The 17,995-nt window shown below is 56.5% G+C and carries 10 protein-coding genes and 3 pseudogenes; 6 read left to right on the forward strand and 7 right to left on the reverse strand.

What is annotated here, in order from left to right:
- Positions 1 to 2: 2 nt before the first annotated feature.
- Positions 3 to 431: a poly-beta-1,6-N-acetyl-D-glucosamine biosynthesis protein PgaD gene (pgaD, locus tag HOY33_RS04675; RefSeq protein ID WP_172289056.1), complete on the forward strand. Its 429-nt coding sequence runs from the start codon at positions 3 to 5 to the stop codon at positions 429 to 431.
- Between the two features lie 170 nt (positions 432 to 601).
- On the opposite strand, the gene HOY33_RS04680 is transcribed toward pgaD, so the two are convergent.
- The 3 genes from HOY33_RS04680 to HOY33_RS04690 are packed head-to-tail and all read right to left on the reverse strand — an operon-like array spanning position 602 to position 2,897.
- The gene (locus HOY33_RS04680) at positions 602 to 1,093 is read right to left on the reverse strand and encodes an OmpA family protein (RefSeq protein ID WP_172289057.1); all 492 of its coding nucleotides are present in this window, start codon (positions 1,091 to 1,093) and stop codon (positions 602 to 604) included.
- A gap of 21 nt (positions 1,094 to 1,114) precedes the next feature.
- On the reverse strand, positions 1,115 to 2,353 hold the full coding sequence (locus tag HOY33_RS04685; protein WP_233356301.1) for a diguanylate cyclase domain-containing protein: 1,239 nt from the start codon (positions 2,351 to 2,353) through the stop codon (positions 1,115 to 1,117).
- Entirely contained in the window at positions 2,346 to 2,897 is a 552-nt protein-coding gene (locus HOY33_RS04690) for a YfiR family protein (RefSeq protein ID WP_172289059.1), read from the reverse strand. Before HOY33_RS04690 ends, HOY33_RS04685 begins: the two co-directional genes overlap by 8 nt.
- Positions 2,898 to 7,142: 4,245 nt before the next feature.
- Between HOY33_RS04690 and HOY33_RS20775 the strand changes: the two are divergent.
- From HOY33_RS20775 to HOY33_RS20785, 3 genes and pseudogenes are all read left to right on the forward strand, one after another.
- Positions 7,143 to 8,753 (forward strand): annotated as a pseudogene (locus tag HOY33_RS20775) (glucoamylase family protein); the annotation flags it as partial.
- A gap of 229 nt (positions 8,754 to 8,982) precedes the next feature.
- Positions 8,983 to 9,096 (forward strand): hypothetical protein, encoded by a 114-nt coding sequence (locus tag HOY33_RS20780; RefSeq protein ID WP_370541604.1) that lies wholly within the window; start codon positions 8,983 to 8,985, stop codon positions 9,094 to 9,096.
- Positions 9,097 to 9,545: 449 nt separating this feature from the next.
- Positions 9,546 to 11,855, forward strand: a pseudogene (locus tag HOY33_RS20785) (GH36-type glycosyl hydrolase domain-containing protein); the annotation flags it as partial.
- Between the two features lie 113 nt (positions 11,856 to 11,968).
- On the opposite strand, the pseudogene rhaM reads toward HOY33_RS20785, so the two are convergent.
- The 4 genes and pseudogenes from rhaM to rhaB all read right to left on the reverse strand — a co-directional run bounded on the left by rhaM (position 11,969) and on the right by rhaB (position 15,926).
- Positions 11,969 to 12,283, reverse strand: a pseudogene (rhaM, locus tag HOY33_RS04700) (L-rhamnose mutarotase).
- An 83-nt stretch (positions 12,284 to 12,366) separates the two neighbouring features.
- Complete coding sequence (gene rhaD, locus HOY33_RS04705) at positions 12,367 to 13,191, reverse strand: rhamnulose-1-phosphate aldolase (RefSeq protein ID WP_172289061.1); 825 nt, start codon at positions 13,189 to 13,191, stop codon at positions 12,367 to 12,369.
- Positions 13,192 to 13,200: 9 nt separating this feature from the next.
- Positions 13,201 to 14,457, reverse strand: a complete 1,257-nt coding sequence (locus HOY33_RS04710; protein ID WP_172289062.1) for an L-rhamnose isomerase — start codon at positions 14,455 to 14,457, stop codon at positions 13,201 to 13,203.
- Positions 14,454 to 15,926: a rhamnulokinase gene (rhaB, locus tag HOY33_RS04715; RefSeq protein WP_172289063.1), complete on the reverse strand. Its 1,473-nt coding sequence runs from the start codon at positions 15,924 to 15,926 to the stop codon at positions 14,454 to 14,456. The genes HOY33_RS04710 and rhaB overlap by 4 nt, the downstream gene beginning before the upstream one ends.
- A 306-nt stretch (positions 15,927 to 16,232) precedes the next feature.
- Between rhaB and rhaS the strand changes: the two genes are divergently transcribed.
- Positions 16,233 to 17,066, forward strand: a complete 834-nt coding sequence (gene rhaS / locus HOY33_RS04720; RefSeq protein WP_172289064.1) for an HTH-type transcriptional activator RhaS — start codon at positions 16,233 to 16,235, stop codon at positions 17,064 to 17,066.
- Positions 17,067 to 17,141: 75 nt separating this feature from the next.
- Positions 17,142 to 17,990 carry an HTH-type transcriptional activator RhaR gene (gene rhaR, locus HOY33_RS04725; RefSeq protein ID WP_330527373.1) on the forward strand — a complete coding sequence of 283 codons (849 nt, stop codon included), beginning with the start codon at positions 17,142 to 17,144 and terminating at the stop codon, positions 17,988 to 17,990.
- Positions 17,991 to 17,995: the final 5 nt, after the last annotated feature.

The following is a 17,995-nucleotide window of genomic DNA, read 5'->3' on the forward strand; positions in this document are numbered from 1 at the left end:
TGATGAATTCTTCGTTGATTTTTACCGAGCAACGTCTGTTTCCGAGGTTGATCGATTTCTTGATGTCGTTATGCGGCTGGTGCGGATTTATTGGGTTAATGACGGAGGGCGTGCTGGAAATAGTACAGCGCTCCCCGTGGGTGGAGTCACGCGTTTTGCCGATCGAGCTGAATACATTTTCCCTGTATTTTGCCATTGGTATTTTCAATGCGCTGCTGCTGATTGGCTGGGCAAAATACAATCAGTACCGATTTCGGATTGAACGCCGTACCCGAGACGACGGGTTAAACTCTGAAGAAGTCGCCCAGAGTTTTGCTATCCAGACTAATCATATTCATACGCTTAACCGTAACCATATACAGCGCGTCTGGCATGATGAATGGGGGAGCGTTGTCCGTATTGAGTCGATGAGTGTAAATCATGAGTCATAGTCCTATATATGATGCAATGACTTTATTCAGGGTAAAATAACCGCACGGGTTATTTCGGCGGTTATTTATATCAGCTATTGCTAATAATAAACAGAGGTTAATATTATGAGGCAGCTCAACAGCTGTTTAATATTAGCGATAGTTTTTTCCGGCGGCGTCAATAATTAAAATCATCGAGGTGCGGTGATAATAATCGCTACCCGCCGGTTCTCCGCACGTCCTTTAGCATGATTATTGCTGGCGACAGGATATTTATCGCCAAATCCCCGGGTGGTTAAATGACTGCGCGGTATATTGCCGCTTTTGGCATAGGCATCCGCAACGGTATTTGCCCGTCTGAGCGACAATGCCAGGTTATAACTGCTCTCGCCGGTGCTGTCCGCATGACCATCCATCCTGGCATGCAGTAACCCCACCGAACATAAAGCCGCGGCGATATGATGAATGGACGCTTTACTTTTCGCCGTTAGCGTTGACTTATTATTGGCAAATAATATTGCTTCGGGGAAGCCTAATGTCCAGCCGGTTGCGGTATTTTTGAAGCCCTGGGATTGTAGTGCGGAAATTTGCTCTGGGGTAAATTTTTTATTCGGTGGTGATTGACATCCTGTTATTCCAAAAGCCGTTATTATCGCCAGGGTTGATATAAAACCTGTTTTCATAAAACCTCCTGTTTTTATGTTCTATGTAATTAGAGCATTATGATGCTTTTGTTTTTCCAGATACATGTTTTTATCTGCTTGCTCCATCACTGATTTCAGCGTTGAGTCATTGTCTGCAATTGCCACACCGATGCTTAGCGTCATTGTAATATTAATTCCGCCGGGTAAACAGATTGGTTCACTGGTTTTTTTATATATATTCCGTATGACGCGATCAATATTGTCCCTGTTTTGTGATTCAGAAAGCAGGATCAGCGCGAATTCGTCGCCGCCCAGTCGCGCGGGCAGCGATTCTTTACCGACGCAAGACAACAGGCGATTGGCCAGGGTGATTAAAACTTCATCCCCGACGGCATGTCCATAGGTATCGTTAATATCTTTGAATCGATTGCCATCGATAAACAGTAATGCGAGTTGTGATTTTCTTTCTTTATCACTGAGCAATCCTTCCAGCGCGCTGCAAAAGGCCGCGCGGTTGGCTAATCCCGTCAGGGGATCGCTCAGCGAACGCTTCAGCAGAGAGTCGTTTTCTTTCAATAGTTTGTGTTGCCAATGTTCGATTTCACTAAGCAAGCTATTAATATCTTTACTTAACAGATCGATTTCCACGATTTTACCCGCCGGTATGCGGCGAGAAAAATTACGATTTTTCCTGATGTCATGCACCACGTCGGCAATATTGTGCAGGGCGAAAATCAGCCCGCGGTGCAAACGTCGGGATATAAAAATAGACAGAATAGAAGCTAATATAACGCACAGCGTGAGCGCGGTTAATGAGAAGTAAACAAACTGTTTAATTGTGGCGTCCGCGCCTGAAATCTCGATTTTCCCGACGAATTCGCCCCGGTGATAAATGGGTTGGATTACCGAATTCGGAAATAACCAATGAATAATCATTTTATCGACATGATCCATTGAAATGCTGTCATTGGCCCGCCATTCGGTTAATATTTTTCCTTGCTTATCCGTTACGATGGCAGTAGTAAATTGCTCCTTTTTACCCAGGCTGGTCAATATTTCTTTAGCTGCTACTCCATCCTGAAATACCACCGCGGCTTCGACGCTTTGACTGAGCGTATAGGCCATCAATTGCAGGTTTTTTCCAGAATATTGCTTAAAGGCAATCAGCGAAGCGGTAGTGATCAACATCCATGAAGCGGTCATCGTAATAATTAGACTTATTGTGCTGATACGGGTCAACGCCGACCTGAAAGTTATTTTTTTTGCTAAATCAGAAGAAAAAATCCCTTGTTTATTCATGATATCCATTCTGTGGACGTGCGAGGATTAAAACCTCAGGGTTAACCCTGATGCCGGTTCTGGATAGAGAGTCTAAATTGACGGAAAAACTCACTTTTTTATTGAAGAATATCAGGCAAAATGCACTACCATAAATACATTCCTGATTCTGTTCAGTAATCGTCAATAACGGATGCGCCGGAGCTGTATTGATTATTTTTATCTGTTCTGAAACGGATTCCTGTCCGAAGTAGACAGCATCACAGCGTGATGGAGAGAAATCATGAATTTTATTCAATATGACGGAATGAAAGGTCGGCTTCTTTTGCGAGAGTGGCGGCGCTGTCAGCGTGGACAGGAAATAGGCGGAAGAAAATATGCACAGAGTAGGAAGCTTATTCTGCGTCGGCCAGTGTGAATAACTAATAATACCCGCCACTGTCTGATAGAGTTGATCGGCTGATACCCGCGACATTTCATCTCTTAGTTTGGATGGATCCGCCTTGGCTGAAACGAGCGTGGTGAAGAGTAAAAACAGGGTGAACACAGACCATATTTTCCCCATACTCTAATCCAGCCTTACCATAGAAATATTAATTCGAATGTCATGCAATATATTTAATCTTTACCGTTCTAGCCAGTGGTTTTTCCGCTTTAATCGATGCGTAAAGATGCAGTGCGCGGGCCAATCCTGATCTGAAAGTGATCCTGCCGCGGCATAAATGTTCAGCGGTATGGCATTTATCGACTACACTTAATTCTCTTTGCCTTTCTTATGGCCCGCGACTGACATGAGCGGGTCACATTGCATATACATATATAAGTGCCGACATTCCTGCGCCAATACGGTCTGCCAGCTTTCTGGACGTTACCTTCAATACCGCCTGCGCGGATTTTGCGTTCAGGCTAAAAGGCGATTATGAACATATTCACCCGAGCGCTTATTTTTCTGCATAAACCCTCGCCGCCCTGGCATGATATCCGGCCGGTGAGAGGCGAGCTGTTTGGCATGGAGCGTCTGGAACAGCACGGACGCACGCTTGCCGCCGCTCAACCGGTAACCTCTTCGCCGCCCGCCGTTTTATCTTTACATCATCGCCTGAATGACAATGCCAACGTGTTATTGGCCGCCTACCGCGCCAGCGCCGCCGAACTGGAAAAAGGCGGCAGCGTAGTGCCGGCGGCGGAGTGGCTGTTGGATAATTACCATCTGGTGGCCGCGCAGATCCGTGAAATCCGCGAGGATCTTCCGCCGCGCTATTACCAACAGTTGCCTAAATTATCGCAGGGGCCGTTTGCGGGATATCCCCGAGTCTTTGGTCTGGTATGGGCGTTTATCGCCCATACCGACAGTCATGTCGATCCGGAGGCGTTACGCCGTTTCATCACCGCTTATCAAGGCGTGCAGCCGCTGACGATCGGCGAGTTGTGGGCTGTCGCCATTACCCTGCGCATCGTGTTGATAGAAAATCTGCGCCGTCTGGCCGACCAGATGACGGCAGGGCGTCTGGCGCGCGCCGAGGCCGAGCAGGCCGCGAATAATCTTTTGAGCGCCGAGGATGGACAAGCCGCGCTGGCGAAAGAGATTGCCCGTCATAACGATGAGCCGCTATCCGAGACGTTCGCGGCTCAACTGGTGAAGCGGTTACGCGATCAGGATCCGCGCACCACCCCGGCGCTGGGGTGGCTGGAACATCGTCTGCGGCAGCAGGGGCGCTCGATGGATGATGTAGTGCAAAACGCGCAGCAGCGTCTGGGCGTGTCTAACGTCACCGTGCGCAACATCATTACCAGCATGCGATTGATTTCCGATATCGACTGGGCGACGTTTTTTGAAAGCGTCAGTCTGGTGGATGCGCGTTTGCGGGCCGGCAGCGCGTTTGCGGAGATGGATTTTACCACCCGGAACCTGTACCGCAGCGCCATCGAACAACTGGCGCGGCAAGCCCCGTGCACGGAACTGGATATCGCCGAAAAAGCGCTGTTGCTGGCGCAGCAGGGGCCTGATGCGTCGTCCGCCGGCGATCTTGACGACCGCAAGCGCGAACCCGGGTATTACCTGATTGCGGAAGGACGCCCGCAGCTTGAAGCGGTCATCGGATTTCGACCGGAACTGTTACTGCGTTTCAACCGCTTTACGCTGCGCGTCGGCATGGCGGGCTACGCCGGGGCCATCGGATTTTTCACCGCGCTATTGCTCGCCGCGGCGTTATTCGTGCTGTCATCGCCTGCCGTGGCGAGCGCCTGGCTGATATTTATCGGCTTGATCTGCCTGATCCCGTTTTCCGAAGTGGCGACGGCCTGGGTTAACCGGCTGGTGGCCTGTCTGTTCGGCGCCGCGCCGCTGGCCGGGCTGGAACTGCTGAAAGGCGTGCCGACGCACTGCCGGACGATGGTGGTGATACCCACCTTGCTCACCAGCGAGCAGGATATTCTGCAACAGGTCGAACAGTTGGAAGTCCACTATTTGTCCGGCGGCCTGGGGGATATTACTTTCGCCTTGCTGACGGATGGCGTGGATGCCGAAACCGAACGCGTGGCGGGCGATCGGCATCTGTTGACGCAGGCCTCTCAGGCGATACAGCGACTGAATCGCCATTATGGCCCCGGGCCGGCCGGCGATCGCTTTTTATTGCTGCATCGCCGAAGACTGTTCAATACCAGTGAAAAGATCTGGATGGGCTGGGAGCGCAAACGGGGAAAACTGCATGAGCTTAACCGCCTGTTACGCGGCGCCGCCGATACCAGTTTTATCCCGGTTGACTCGCTCCCCATTAACGTGCCGGCCGATGTCCGCTATGTCATTACGCTGGACGCGGATACCCGTTTACCCAGAGACGCGGCCTTAAAACTGATTGGCAAAATGGCGCATCCGCTTAACCAGCCGCGCTGGGATGCCGGCGGGCGACGTATCGTCGCCGGCTATGCCATTCTGCAACCTCGCATTACGCCCTCTCTGCCTGCCGGACATGAGGGATCGCTGTATCAGCGTATTTTCTCCGCCCCGGGCGGCATCAACCCTTATGAGGCGTCGGTGTCGGATGTTTATCAGGATCTGTTCGGCGAAGGTTCCTACACCGGAAAAGGGATCTACGATGTCGATGCCTTTGAACGGGCATTGCAGGATCGCATTCCTGAAAACAGCCTGCTGAGCCATGACCTGTTTGAAGGCGTTTACGCCCGCTCGGGACTGGCGTCGGACGTCGAGTTGGTGGAGGCGTTTCCCACCCGTTACGACGTGATCGTGAAACGGCAACATCGCTGGACGCGCGGCGACTGGCAACTGCTGCCGTGGATCCTGGGACAGGCGCGGACGAACGCCGGCAGGGCGGAGCGGTTATCCGCGCTGGGGCGCTGGAAAATGGTCGACAATCTGCGCCGCTCGCTGTTGGCGCCCAGCCTGTTGTTGATGCTATTTTTCTGCGGCGTCCTGCCGCTGTCGCTGGCATGGAAGGGGTTTGTCATGGTGCTGCTGGTGCTGGCGTTTCCAGCCTGCCTGCCGGCGATATGGGATGTGGTTTCCCGCTGCTGGCGGGGGCTGACCGGACGGCAGTCGTTTACTCAAAGCCATCCTTTTCGGCATCTGTTCGGCGATCTGAAACTGGCGGCTATGCAGGTCTTGCTCTCGCTGGCGTTTCTTGCCGATCATAGCTGGCGGGCGCTGGATGCCTTGTTTCGCACCCTGATCCGACTGACCATCACCCGACGGCATCTGCTGGAGTGGACGACCGCCGCGCAGTCGGGGCGTCGCCCGCGGCTGACGCTGGCGGGTTTTTATTATCAGATGGTCGGCGGCCTGCTGCTGAGCATGGCGGTGGTCGGGGGATCGCTGGCGGTCGCGCCGTGGAATTGGCCGCTGTGGCTGCCGCTGGCGTTGTTGTGGTTCGCGGCGCCGGCATTGGCATTGTGGGTCAGCCGGGAGCGTTCCATTACGCGGCAGGAAAATATCGGCGAGTCCGACAAGCGATCGCTGCGCTTAATCGCGCGCCGAACCTGGCGTTTTTTTGAAACCTTTGTCACCGCGCGGGAACACCATCTGCCGCCGGATAATTTCCAGGAACAGCCTAAACCGGTGATCGCTCACCGAACGTCGCCGACCAATATCGGCCTGTATTTACTCTCCACGGTGGCGGCGCGAGATTTCGGCTGGATCGGCATTGCCCAGGCGATCGAACGCCTGGAAGCGACATTCACGACACTGGATCGTTTACAGCGCTTTAAAGGCCATTTTCTTAACTGGTACGACACCCGGGATTTGCAAACGCTGCTTCCGGCTTATGTCTCTTCCGTCGATAGCGGCAATCTGGCGGGCAACCTGATCGTACTGGCGAATACCTGCGAGTTATGGCAGGAAGCGCATTGGGCGCAGGATTGTCGTCAGCCCTTAGCCGACCACCTCCAGTTGATTCGGGACTCGCTGTTTCTGCACCGGGAAACGCAGGGGGAACTCTCGTTACTCCAGCGGTTGGGGAAAATTGACGCGCTGCTGAACAGTTCGTTGCCGCCTGAACGTCTGTTATCGGAAGCGATTCTGCAACTGGATCAGCTGTTACAGCGGGCCGACACGTTGTTGCCGCGCGGCGATGATGAAGAGGCTGATGAGCCTATCGCCGAGCCGCTTTTTTGGATAAACGCCGCCCGGTCGATGTTGGCGGCGCATGAAATGGAACATCGCTGTTCCGCCGTCGAGCGCGAAGCGCTGACCGCGCGCTTGCAGGATCTGGCCGTTCGCTCGCGCCGGATGGCGATGGAGATGGATTTTGCGTTTCTTATCGATCCGGAACGCAAGCTGTTGTCGATCGGCTATTTAATGACGGAAAATCAGCTTGATGTCAGCTGCTATGACCTGCTGGCCTCCGAAGCCCGGCTGGCGAGCCTGTTCGCCATCGCCAAAGGCGACGTCGGCACCCGCCACTGGTTCCGTCTGGGACGCGCGGCGGTGCTTACCGGTCGGGGGGCGGCGCTGATGTCGTGGTCTGGTTCGATGTTTGAATACCTGATGCCGTCGTTGGTGATGCGTGCGCCGATGGGGAGTTTACTGGAGCAGACGACGCGTCTGATCGTTGCCCATCAACAGGCCTACGGGCGCGCCTTATCGGTTCCCTGGGGCATTTCCGAGTCGGCCTATAATGCCCGTGATATAGATTTTACCTATCAGTATTCCAATTTTGGCGTGCCAGGCTTGGGATTGAAGCGCGGGCTGGCGGACAATCTGGTGGTGGCGCCTTATGCAACCGGATTGGCGACGATGGTCGATCCGCTGGCCGCCTGCCAAAACTACGCGCGTTTAGCCGAAATGGGGGCGTCGGGCCGTTATGGGTTTTATGAAGCGCTCGACTTTACCCCTTCGCGTCTGCCGGATAATAAAAAGGTCGCCATTGTTTACAGCTTTATGGCGCACCATCAGGGCATGACGCTGGTTGCCATCGCCAACACCCTGCATGACGGCAATATGCGCAGCCGGTTCCACCGCGAGCCGGTGATTCAGTCATGTGAATTACTGTTGCAGGAAAGCCTGCCGGCGCATGTGGCTATCGCTGAACCGCAGCCTGACGATGTCAAGGTCAGCGGAGGCGAAAGCCGCAATGAAACCGCCACCTTGCGGCGTTTTTCCGCCATGCCGACAGGGGCGCCGATCACCCATTTACTCTCCAACGGCCGCTATGCGGTGATGCTGACGACCAGCGGATCGGGCTATAGCCGCTGGCGCGAGCTGGCGGTGACGCGCTGGCAGGAAGACACCACCCGGGATAGCTGGGGCAGTTTTGTTCTGCTGCGCGATATGCGCAGCGGCCGGATCTGGTCGGCCGGCGAGCAACGTCAGTTAAGCGAATCGGCGGGAAATCTCCCCGTGCCGTCCGGTATCATCAGCAGCGCTATCGGCGCGCCGGCGCATCGCTACGATGTGATTTTCGGAGAAGATCACGCCTCGTTTATCCGCCATGAACGCACGCTGACGACCACACTGGATGTCCTGGTGTCGGGAGAAAGCGATGGCGAAGTGCGGCGGATCACCCTGACCAACAGCGGGCGGCGGCGGCGGGATATTGAACTGACCTCCTACGCGGAAATCGTGCTGGCGCCGCCGGCCGCCGATAGCGCGCATACCGCGTTTTCCCGTATGTTTGTGCAGACGGAATATCTGGACGAATTTTCCGCATTGATCGCCACCCGCCGACCGCGCACGCCGGATGAACCGCCGGTGTGGGCGGCGCATTTTGTGGTGCTGGAAGGGGCTATCGGCAGCAAAATGCAGTATGAGTCGGATCGGGCCCGTTTTATCGGTCATGGCAAGTCGGTGATGACGGCGGACGCGATTTTGGGTCATCAGGCGTTGTCCAATACCACCGGCACGGTGCTTGACCCGATCTTTTCACTGCGACAGCGGGTGCGTATCCCGGCGGGGAAAACCATTCGTCTGGCGTTTTGGACCGTGGTCGCCGCTTCCCGGGATGAACTGATTGATGTGATTGATAAACATCACGATCGCAGCGCCTTTGAACGCGATAAAACCTTTGCCTGGACTCAGGCTCAGGTGCAGTTGCGCCATCTTGGCGTCAAAGCCGAAGAGGCCGCGGATTTCCAGCGGCTGGCGGCGCCGGTGCTCTATGCCGATCCGCGTTTCCGGGCGCCGTCCGAATCGATAGTCAATGGCGCGGGCGAGCAATCCGGCCTGTGGTCGATGTCCATTTCGGGCGATCTGCCGATCGTGCTGCTGCGCATTGATGATATCGACGACATGGCGCAGGTTCATCAACTGTTGAGGGCGCATGAATACTGGCGCCTGAAACTGCTGAATGTGGATCTGGTCATCGTCAACGAACGCTCATCCTCCTATATTCAGGATTTGCAGATCGCCATCGAGACGGCGATCCGCAGCAGCCAGTCGGGGCCGCGTCTGGGCGTCGCGTCAACGCGCGGCGAGGTGTTTGCGCTACGGGCCGATTTAATGTCGACGGAATCACGCGCCCTGCTGTTATCGGTCGCCCGGGTATCGTTGATCGCCCGTCGGGGACCGCTCTCTCATCAACTGGCGCTTATCCCTTATGTGCCGCCCAGACCGCGTCCGCCGCACACGCCGAAAGTCAGCGTGCCGGACAAGACGCCGCAGCCTGAGGCGCTTGAGTTCTTCAACGGATTGGGCGGGTTTGCCCGTCAGGGACGCGAGTATGTCACGGTGCTGGACGCGGAACACGCCACGCCGGCGCCGTGGATTAACGTTATCGCCAACCCGACGTTCGGCTTTCAGGTGTCGGCGCAGGGCAGCGGTTACACCTGGGCGGAGAACAGCCGTGAAAATCAGCTGACCCCCTGGGGAAATGATGCGGTGATCGATCCCGGCGGCGAGGCGCTGTATGTGCATGATGATGTCAGCGGCGTGCTGTGGACGCCGACGGCATGGCCGATCAACGACGGCGGGCGCTACGTTGCCCGACACGGTTTTGGCTATAGCCGGTTTACTCACCATGCCAATGGCATCGAGCTGGCGTTATTACAGTTCGTCCCGCTGGCCGATCCGATAAAAATATCCCGGCTGAGCCTGCATAATACCTCAATGCAAACACGCCAACTGACCGTCACCGGCTATGCCGAATGGGTTTTGGGATCGTCTCGCAGCGGCAGCGCCCCCTATCTGTTAAGTCAGGTGGATCCGCAGACCGGCGCGATGCTGGTCAATAACCCGTGGTCCGGCGCTTTCCCCGGGCGCGTCGGGTTTGCCGATTTATCCGGCTGGCAGTCGTCGTTCACCGCCGACAGAACGGAGTTTCTGGGGCGTAACGGGCACATGCGCGCGCCGGCCGCGTTGATCGACGGAAGCAAGCTGTCGGGAAATACGGCGGCGGGGTACGATCCTTGCAGCGCCTTGCAGACGCACATCAGCATCGCCCCCGGCGAGCAGGTGGAGATCGTCTGGCTTCTCGGTCAGAGCGCGGCGGTGGAACCGGCCCGAAACCTGATTGAGAAATATCGGGAGATCGACCTGGAGCAGGTTTTAAGCGAAGTTGAAGCGCATTGGCAAGCGGTAACCGGCGCGGTGCAGGTGAAAACGCCGGATCGCGCGATGGATATTATGCTCAATGGATGGTTGCTCTATCAGACCCTGTCATGCCGTATTCAGGCGCGCTGCGGTTTTTATCAGGCCAGCGGAGCGTACGGCTTCCGCGATCAGTTACAGGATGGCATGGCATTAACCTTTTCCCGCCCTCAGGATACGCGCAGCCACCTGCTGCGGGCCGCCGGCCGCCAGTTTGCCGAGGGGGATGTCCAGCACTGGTGGCTGCCCCATTCCGGCGCCGGGGTGAGAACGCATATCTCCGACGATCGAGTCTGGCTGGCTTTTGCGACGGCGACCTATATTCAGGTCAGTCAGGATCACGGCGTGCTTGCCGAACAGGTCGGTTTTCTGGAAGGGCCGCCGGTGGCGCCGGGTGAACACGATGCCTTCTTCCAGCCGATGCCTTCGGCCGAGTCGGCGACGTTGTTTGAACACTGTGCCCGCGGTCTGGATCAGTGCCTGCTGCTGACGGGCGCCAACGGGCTGCCGCTTATCGGCGGGGGAGACTGGAACGACGGCATGAACCGCGTCGGGGAAGGCGGAAAAGGGGAGAGCGTCTGGCTTGGCTGGCTGCTTATTCGCACTATCGCCATCTTCGCGCCGCTGGCCGATACCCGCGATGCGGAACGCGCCCTGCGCTGGCGTCGTCACGCCGAGTCGGTGCGGCTGGCCATTGAAAATTCGGCATGGGACGGCGCCTGGTATCGTCGTGCGACCTTTGATGACGGCAGTTGGCTTGGCAGTCGCCACAACGATGAGTGCGCCATCGATTCGATTGCCCAGTCATGGGCGGTGTTGTCCGGCGTCGCCGATCCGCAACGCGCGGCGACGGCGATGGCTTCTCTGGAGGAGCATTTGATCCGCCGCCAGGACGCTCTGGCCCTGCTGTTTACCCCGCCGTTTGATCGCACCGCGCACGATCCCGGTTATATCAAGGGCTATCCGCCCGGACTACGGGAAAACGGCGGGCAATATACGCATGCCGCCATGTGGTCGGTGCTGGCGTTTGCCCAGTTGGGGGAGGGCAATAAGGCCGCGGAACTGTTTGCGCTGCTCAACCCGATTAATCATGGCTCGACGCCGGCGCAGGTTGCCCGCTACCGGGTCGAACCTTACGTTATCGCGGCGGACGTTTATTCGGTGGCTCCGCATGTCGGACGCGGCGGCTGGACCTGGTATACCGGCTCGGCAGGATGGATGTACCGATCGGGCGTCGAGGGTATTCTGGGGATTCGCCGGGAAGGCGATCGGTTGTTGCTCAACCCGTGTATCCCGGATGACTGGACTGATTTCGCCGCGGAAATCACGCTGGGGGAATGTCATTATCAGATTAGCGTGGTGAATGAACATCACCGATGCCGGGGTATTTCACTGGCGGTGCTGGATGAGGCGGCGATCTCTATCGAGGAAGGCAAGGTAAGCATTGCCTTAGTGGAGGGCGATCATCATATCAGGCTGTGGTTATGATCGGATTAGCGAGGGGGTAGGCGGCGCCGTGCCAGTCATGCCGTAGCACGCGCCCGACGTTCAAGCGCCGCCGCCCTGCCAACGGGACGGCGGCCTTCACCGCAAACAGGGGTTTACGCCAGATAAAACACGTTTTTCAGTTCCTGACTGACCGGGCTGTTGTCCGGATTGCTGGGCATAATGTCGCGCATATGCTTCCACCAACGCTGGCAGACATCGGTCTGCGCGACCGCATTCCAGCGCGCTTCGGACTCAATCTCCAGCGTGGCGAAAAGCAGATTACGCCCGGCATCGAGATAAATGGCGTAGTGATGGGCGCCGTGCTGTTTAAGCACGGTTTCCAGCTCAGGCTAAATCGGCGTATGACGGCGTTGATACTCCTCATGGGCATCGGCATTGACCTGCATCACAAAGGCTTTACGAATCATCACGCCTCCCGATATCCCCCGCGCGCGCAACACCGCTACGGCGCGGGCTAACGTTGGGTTGCGGCAACATAACAATCATGGTGTTAATCCTTAAGCGCTTGCGCCATCGGCGTCACGTCGAAACGTTCGCCGAGGGCAATCAGTTGTTCGCGGGTGATGGTCTGCTTCATGCCGCCCATCGACAGCACTTTCACCAGAATTTCAGATGATTTTTCAGCGGTGTCGATCAGGCCAAATGTTTCATCCAGCGTCGGGCCGCTGCCAAAAATACCGTGGTGCGGCCACAGCACCAGGCTGTGGCAACGCATCTGTTCGGCGGTGGCGGAGCCGATGCCGTCGGTGCCCGGCACCATCCACGGCACAATGCCGATCCCATCCGGGAATACCACCAGACATTCGGTGCTGCCTTCCCATAATTTCCGCGTAAAGCTGACGGCATCAAGTTCCAGCACATAGCTCAGGGCGATCAGATTGGTGGCGTGACAGTGCATGATCACGCGGTCTTTATCCCCGGAAACCTGTTTGCGCACCGCATGAGACTGGAAGTGCGCCGCCAGCTCGGAGGTCGGCAGCCCGCCGTGGGTCAGCCCCCAGTGAATGTGGTAGGCCATGCCGTCATCGGTGACGCGCAGCAGTACCAGATTATCCGCCGGGTCAAGCTGGACGTTGCGGAAAAACTTGCCGGAGCCGGTTACCAGAAACCAGCAACCCGCCAGCGCGGCGGCGGGCTGACTCAGTTCCACGCCGCGAGGCGAGGAGTAAAACTCGTCGCGATACGGTTCCACGTCGGCGGCATCCAGACGCAGACTGATATTGCCGCCGTTGCGTTCGTCCCAGCCTTTCAGCCACATATCGCCGGTGGCTTTCACCATGCCCTGAATAAACCATGAAGAAAGAATACGTTGCATGAGTGCTCCTTAACGCTGGGTTAAAATCTGTTGTTCATAATGACGGATGGTGGTGAGCCAGGAGGCATCCACCGGCGTGTCGTGACGTTGACAATACATTTCCCACACCGCTTGCCACGGCAGGGATTTCTGTTCTTCCAGCAGGGCCAGGCGGGCGGTGTAATCGCCTTCCTGCTCCAGTTGGCGCAGTTGCGCGGTCGGTTCCAGCAGGGCGCGCAGCAGGGCTTTTTTCATGTTGCGGGTGCCGATCACCCATGCGGCGATACGGTTGATGGAGGCGTCGAAGAAGTCCAGACCGATGTGCACCCGCTCAAACAGATCGTGACGCACAATTTCGCTGGCAATGGCCTGGGTTTCGTCATCCAGCAGCACCACGTGGTCGCTATCCCAGCGTACCGGCCGGCTGACGTGCAGCAGCAGACGCGGCACATAAAGCATGGCGCTGGAGATCTTGTCGGCGATGGTTTCCGTCGGGTGGAAGTGGCCGGCATCCAGACACAGGGCGGTCTGGCGGGTGGCGGCATAGCCGAAGTAGAACTCATTGGAGCCAACGGTATAGCTTTCCGTGCCGATGCCGAACAGTTTGCTTTCAACCGCATCAATATGATGAGCGGGGTCAAGTTTTTCGGCGATGATTTCATCCAGCGCGGCCAGCAGGCGTTGACGCGGAGCGAGGCGGTCAACGGTGATATCTTTCATGCCGTCCGGAACCCAGATATTCATCACCGACGGCGTGCCAAGCTGTTGGCCGAAGTAAGCGGATACGTGACGGCTGGCTTTACAGTGGTCGATCCAGAACTGACGGATTTCGTCGTTGCGGTGAGAAAGGGTGAAGCCGTCGGCGCTCAGCGGATGGGAAAAACAGGTCGGGTTAAAGTCCAGCCCGATGTGGTTGCTTTTCGCCCAGCTCACCCAGTTTTTGAAATGTTCGGGTTTGATTTCGTTGCGATCCACCGGCGGCTCGGCTTCCAGATAGATGGCGTGCAGATTCAGGCGTTTCGGGCCGGGGATCAGGCTCATGGCCCGATCGAGATCGGCCCGCAGTTCGGTCGCGTTGCGCGCTTTCCCCGGGTAGTTGCCGGTCGCCTGAATACCGCCGCTCAGGGCGCCTTCCGGGTTTTCAAATCCGGCGACGTCGTCTCCCTGCCAGCAATGCATGGAAACGGGCAGACGATCGAGCTGGCGCAGCGCCTCCTCGGCATTGACGCCGACGGCGGCAAAACGCTGTTTTGCCAGTTCCCAGGCTTGATGAATAGAAGTAGTCATGCGCAAAGCTCCTTACGTGTTTGACGATTTTGATGGCGGCGAGCGACAAAGCGCGCAATATCGCTCTCTGGATCGGGCTGGAAATGCGTGAGTTCGCTATTTTGAGCGACCAGCGTGCGGAACGCATCCACATCGGCGATGTCGTTCAGCGCCATGAGCTGGCAACCGATATTGCCGAGGGTGGACGCTTCGACCGGCCCGACGCTGACCGGAATGCCGCAGGCGTCGGCGCAAAGCTGGTTGAGGAAATGGTTCTGGCTGCCGCCGCCGACAATGTGCAACCCGGTGAACGGACGGCCGCGTAGCTCGGCCAGTTCGCTCAGCGCCTCGGCATAGAGCAGCGCCAGACTGTCGAAAATGCAGCGAGCGACGTCGCTGTCGGTTGTCGGAACCGGCTGCCGGCTTTCGCGGCAGGCGGCCTGAATTTCCCGGCTCATGCTGGGCGGATTGATAAAACGCGCATCGTTCGGATTGATGACAAAACGGCAGGCGGGAAGGTGCCGGGCGCGCCGGATCAGATCCGGCAGGTCGCTTACCGCCATTTCTTTGGCGATCCGCTGCAACAACCACAGGCCCATAATGTTTTTCAGCACGCGGTAACGGCCTTCCGCGCCGCCTTCGTTGGTGATATTGGCCGCCAGGGCTTTTTCGCTGGTATAAGGCGTTTTGCTCTCGAATCCCATCAGCGACCAGGTGCCGGAAACAAGATAGGCCGCGTCCTGGTCCGCCAGCGGCGCGGCAATGACGGCGCTGGCGGTATCATGGGTGGCGACCGATATTACCGCGATCGGCCTGCCTGCCTGGCATCGCCACTGACCCAATATCCGGCCCGGATGCGTCGGGCTCCCGAACCAGCCTGGCGGCACCCCCGCCCAGTCGAGCAACCGGTCGTCCCAGTCGTCGGTGTTGATGTTGACCAACTGCGTGGTGGTGGCGTTGGTGTATTCCCAGTTCAGCGCGCCGGTTAAGCGGTAATAGAGGTAGTCCGGCATTAACAGCGCGTGGGCGACCTTATCCAGCAACGCCGGCTGCTGCTCGACCAGCGCCCGCAACTGATACAGCGTGTTAAAGGGCAGAAACTGAATGCCGCTGCGGCGGTAGATCTCGTCGCAGCCCAGCTCCTGCTGGGCGCGGGCCATGATGCCATCGGTGCGGTTGTCGCGATAAGAGATCGGCAGGCCGACGCGGTTACCCTGTTTATCGATCAGCACGTAATCGACGCCCCAGGTATCGATGCCGATGCTGTCGAGGGCGACGCCTTCATCGCAGGCTTTTTGCAGCCCGAAACGGATTTCGCGCTCAAGCGCGTCCACATCCCAGATGTCATGGTCATCGACGCGTTTCAGGCTGTTTATGAAACGGTGAATTTCCCGCAATGTCAGTTTGTTATCGGCGCTGTCGTAACGCGCCAACATAACGCGGCCGTTGGACGCGCCCAGGTCGACGGCTACACAATGGCGGAGAGTCATGATGGAGATCCTTGTCTATGAATCATTGCCATCAGTCTAAAAAGATCCTTGCCTGCTCACCTTAGTATTACGGACATCCCGCAGATCGCGGTGGCAAAGAGGCAAAGATGAATGTGAGCGACATCACAAAATGTCATTTATCGGTCATCGTCACATCCTGTGACGTTGGCCGCATTTCCGAGTAATTTCCTGGCTTTCTTAAAAAACGTGCAGGATTTACGCGTTTTCGCGTTGAAAATTCATGGTGCGATTGAGAATAGTTCTCTACCATCAAGGCGACATTCAACCAGGGCGGAGACGACAAGCATGCTATTACAGAGCGTTGATTTTTTCCCTTCGGGAAAAGCGTCGATTACGATTGAGCCGCGTCTCCCCCAGTCGGCGTTCCCTGAGCATTACCATGATTTCTTCGAAATTGTGATTGTCGAGCAGGGTAATGGCACCCATATTTTTAACGATCAGCCTTATACGCTGAGCAGCGGTTCCATCTGCTTTGTCCGCGATCGCGATCGGCATCTGTATGAACATACGGAAAACCTGTGCCTGACCAATGTACTGTACCGCGCGCCGGACGCGTTCAGCTTTCTGAGCGGGCTGGAGCGGTTATTGCCGCAGGAACGAGAGGGGAATTACCTGTCGCACTGGCGCGTGAATCAGGGCGTGTTGAAGCAGATTGGCGAGTTGATTGATCAACTGGAATTGCTGGGTGATGAGGTTGACCCGCACGTGATTGCCAACCGCGAAATTTTGTTTATGCAGCTATTAGTGCTGTTACGCAAAAGCAGCCTGGCGGATAACATTAATGACGCCGACGGACGGCTCAACCATTTAATCGCCTGGCTGGAAGAGCACTACGCCGACGAGATCTGTTGGGAACGGCTGGCGGAGCGGTTCATGCTGTCATTACGCACATTGCACCGCCAGTTAAAACAGCAAACGGGGTTGACGCCGCAACGCTATCTCAATCGTTTCCGGTTGCTCAAGGCGCGGCATTTACTGCGTCAGACTGACGCGAGCGTCACGGATATCGCCTTTCGCTGCGGTTTTGTCGACAGCAACCATTTTTCCACCCTGTTTAAGCGCGAGTTTTCGTATTCGCCGAGCGCCATTCGCCACGGGCAGGACAGGGAACGGCAGTAACGCGAAATCAGTCACCGTTTTTTAGATCAAAAAGCGCAATACTTTCTGACTATCCTGGTTGAGGCGGAGGGCGCGGTGTCTGGTCGGTTAATCCTGAAAAAAAGCGACTTCTTCGCTTTCGATACGCAATCGGTGGCGGTGGCGGATCGTTATCCGCAAAATGTGTTTGCCGAACATACCCATGAGTTTTGCGAGCTGGTGCTGGTATGGCGCGGTAACGGTCTGCATGTGCTTAATGACCGTCCTTACCGCATTACCTGCGGCGATCTGTTTTATATTCGGGCTGAAGATCGCCATAGCTATGAAGCGGTGAACGATCTGGTATTGCATAACATCATCTATTGTCCGGAGCGGCTGCAACTGAATGTCGACTGGCAGGGGCTGTTGCAAAGCGGTCACGCGCCAGGCGACGATCGGCATTGGCGACTCAGCAGCCACGGCATGGCGCAGGCGCGGCAGGTTATCGGTCAACTTGAATATGAAAGCCACAAAGGGGATGCGCTGTCCCGTTGCTTATCGGAAAGCCTGTTTTTACAGCTCATTATTACGCTGCGCCGCCATCGCTATCAGTCGGTGAGCGCCGATGGCGTGTGCGAAGGAGAAAAGCTTGATTTATTAATCGCCGCCCTGGGAAACAGCCTGGCGTCGCCGTTCGATTTAGCGCATTTCTGTCGTCATCACCAGGTGGCGGAGCGTCCGCTGCGTCAGCTATTCCGTTCGCAAACCGGGATGACCATCAACCAGTATTTGCGCCAACTGCGTATCTGTCAGGCGCAGTACCTGCTGCGGCACAGTGAAATGCTGATCAGCGATATCGCCGCGCACTGCGGTTTTGAAGACAGCAACTATTTTTCGGTGGTGTTCGCCAAAGAGACCGGAATGACGCCACGTCTGTGGCGTCAACGGTATGTGGCGGCGGTATAAGCGCA

Origin of the sequence: Brenneria sp. hezel4-2-4 (assembly GCF_013155275.1) — a bacterium.
GTDB lineage: Bacteria > Pseudomonadota > Gammaproteobacteria > Enterobacterales > Enterobacteriaceae > Brenneria.

Excerpts from the sequence above, each read along its gene's own strand:
- rhaD (WP_172289061.1), bottom strand. The coding sequence starts at position 13,191 with ATGCAACGTATTCTTTCTTCATGGTTTATTCAGGGCATGGTGAAAGCC.
- HOY33_RS04680 (WP_172289057.1), bottom strand. The coding sequence starts at position 1,093 with ATGAAAACAGGTTTTATATCAACCCTGGCGATAATAACGGCTTTTGGA.
- pgaD (WP_172289056.1), top strand. The coding sequence starts at position 3 with ATGAATTCTTCGTTGATTTTTACCGAGCAACGTCTGTTTCCGAGGTTG.
- rhaB (WP_172289063.1), bottom strand. The coding sequence starts at position 15,926 with ATGACTCTCCGCCATTGTGTAGCCGTCGACCTGGGCGCGTCCAACGGC.
- HOY33_RS04710 (WP_172289062.1), bottom strand. The coding sequence starts at position 14,457 with ATGACTACTTCTATTCATCAAGCCTGGGAACTGGCAAAACAGCGTTTT.
- HOY33_RS20780 (WP_370541604.1), top strand. The coding sequence starts at position 8,983 with ATGGCGCGGGCGAGCAATCCGGCCTGTGGTCGATGTCCATTTCGGGCG.
- HOY33_RS04690 (WP_172289059.1), bottom strand. The coding sequence starts at position 2,897 with ATGGGGAAAATATGGTCTGTGTTCACCCTGTTTTTACTCTTCACCACG.
- rhaS (WP_172289064.1), top strand. The coding sequence starts at position 16,233 with ATGCTATTACAGAGCGTTGATTTTTTCCCTTCGGGAAAAGCGTCGATT.
- HOY33_RS04685 (WP_233356301.1), bottom strand. The coding sequence starts at position 2,353 with ATGAATAAACAAGGGATTTTTTCTTCTGATTTAGCAAAAAAAATAACT.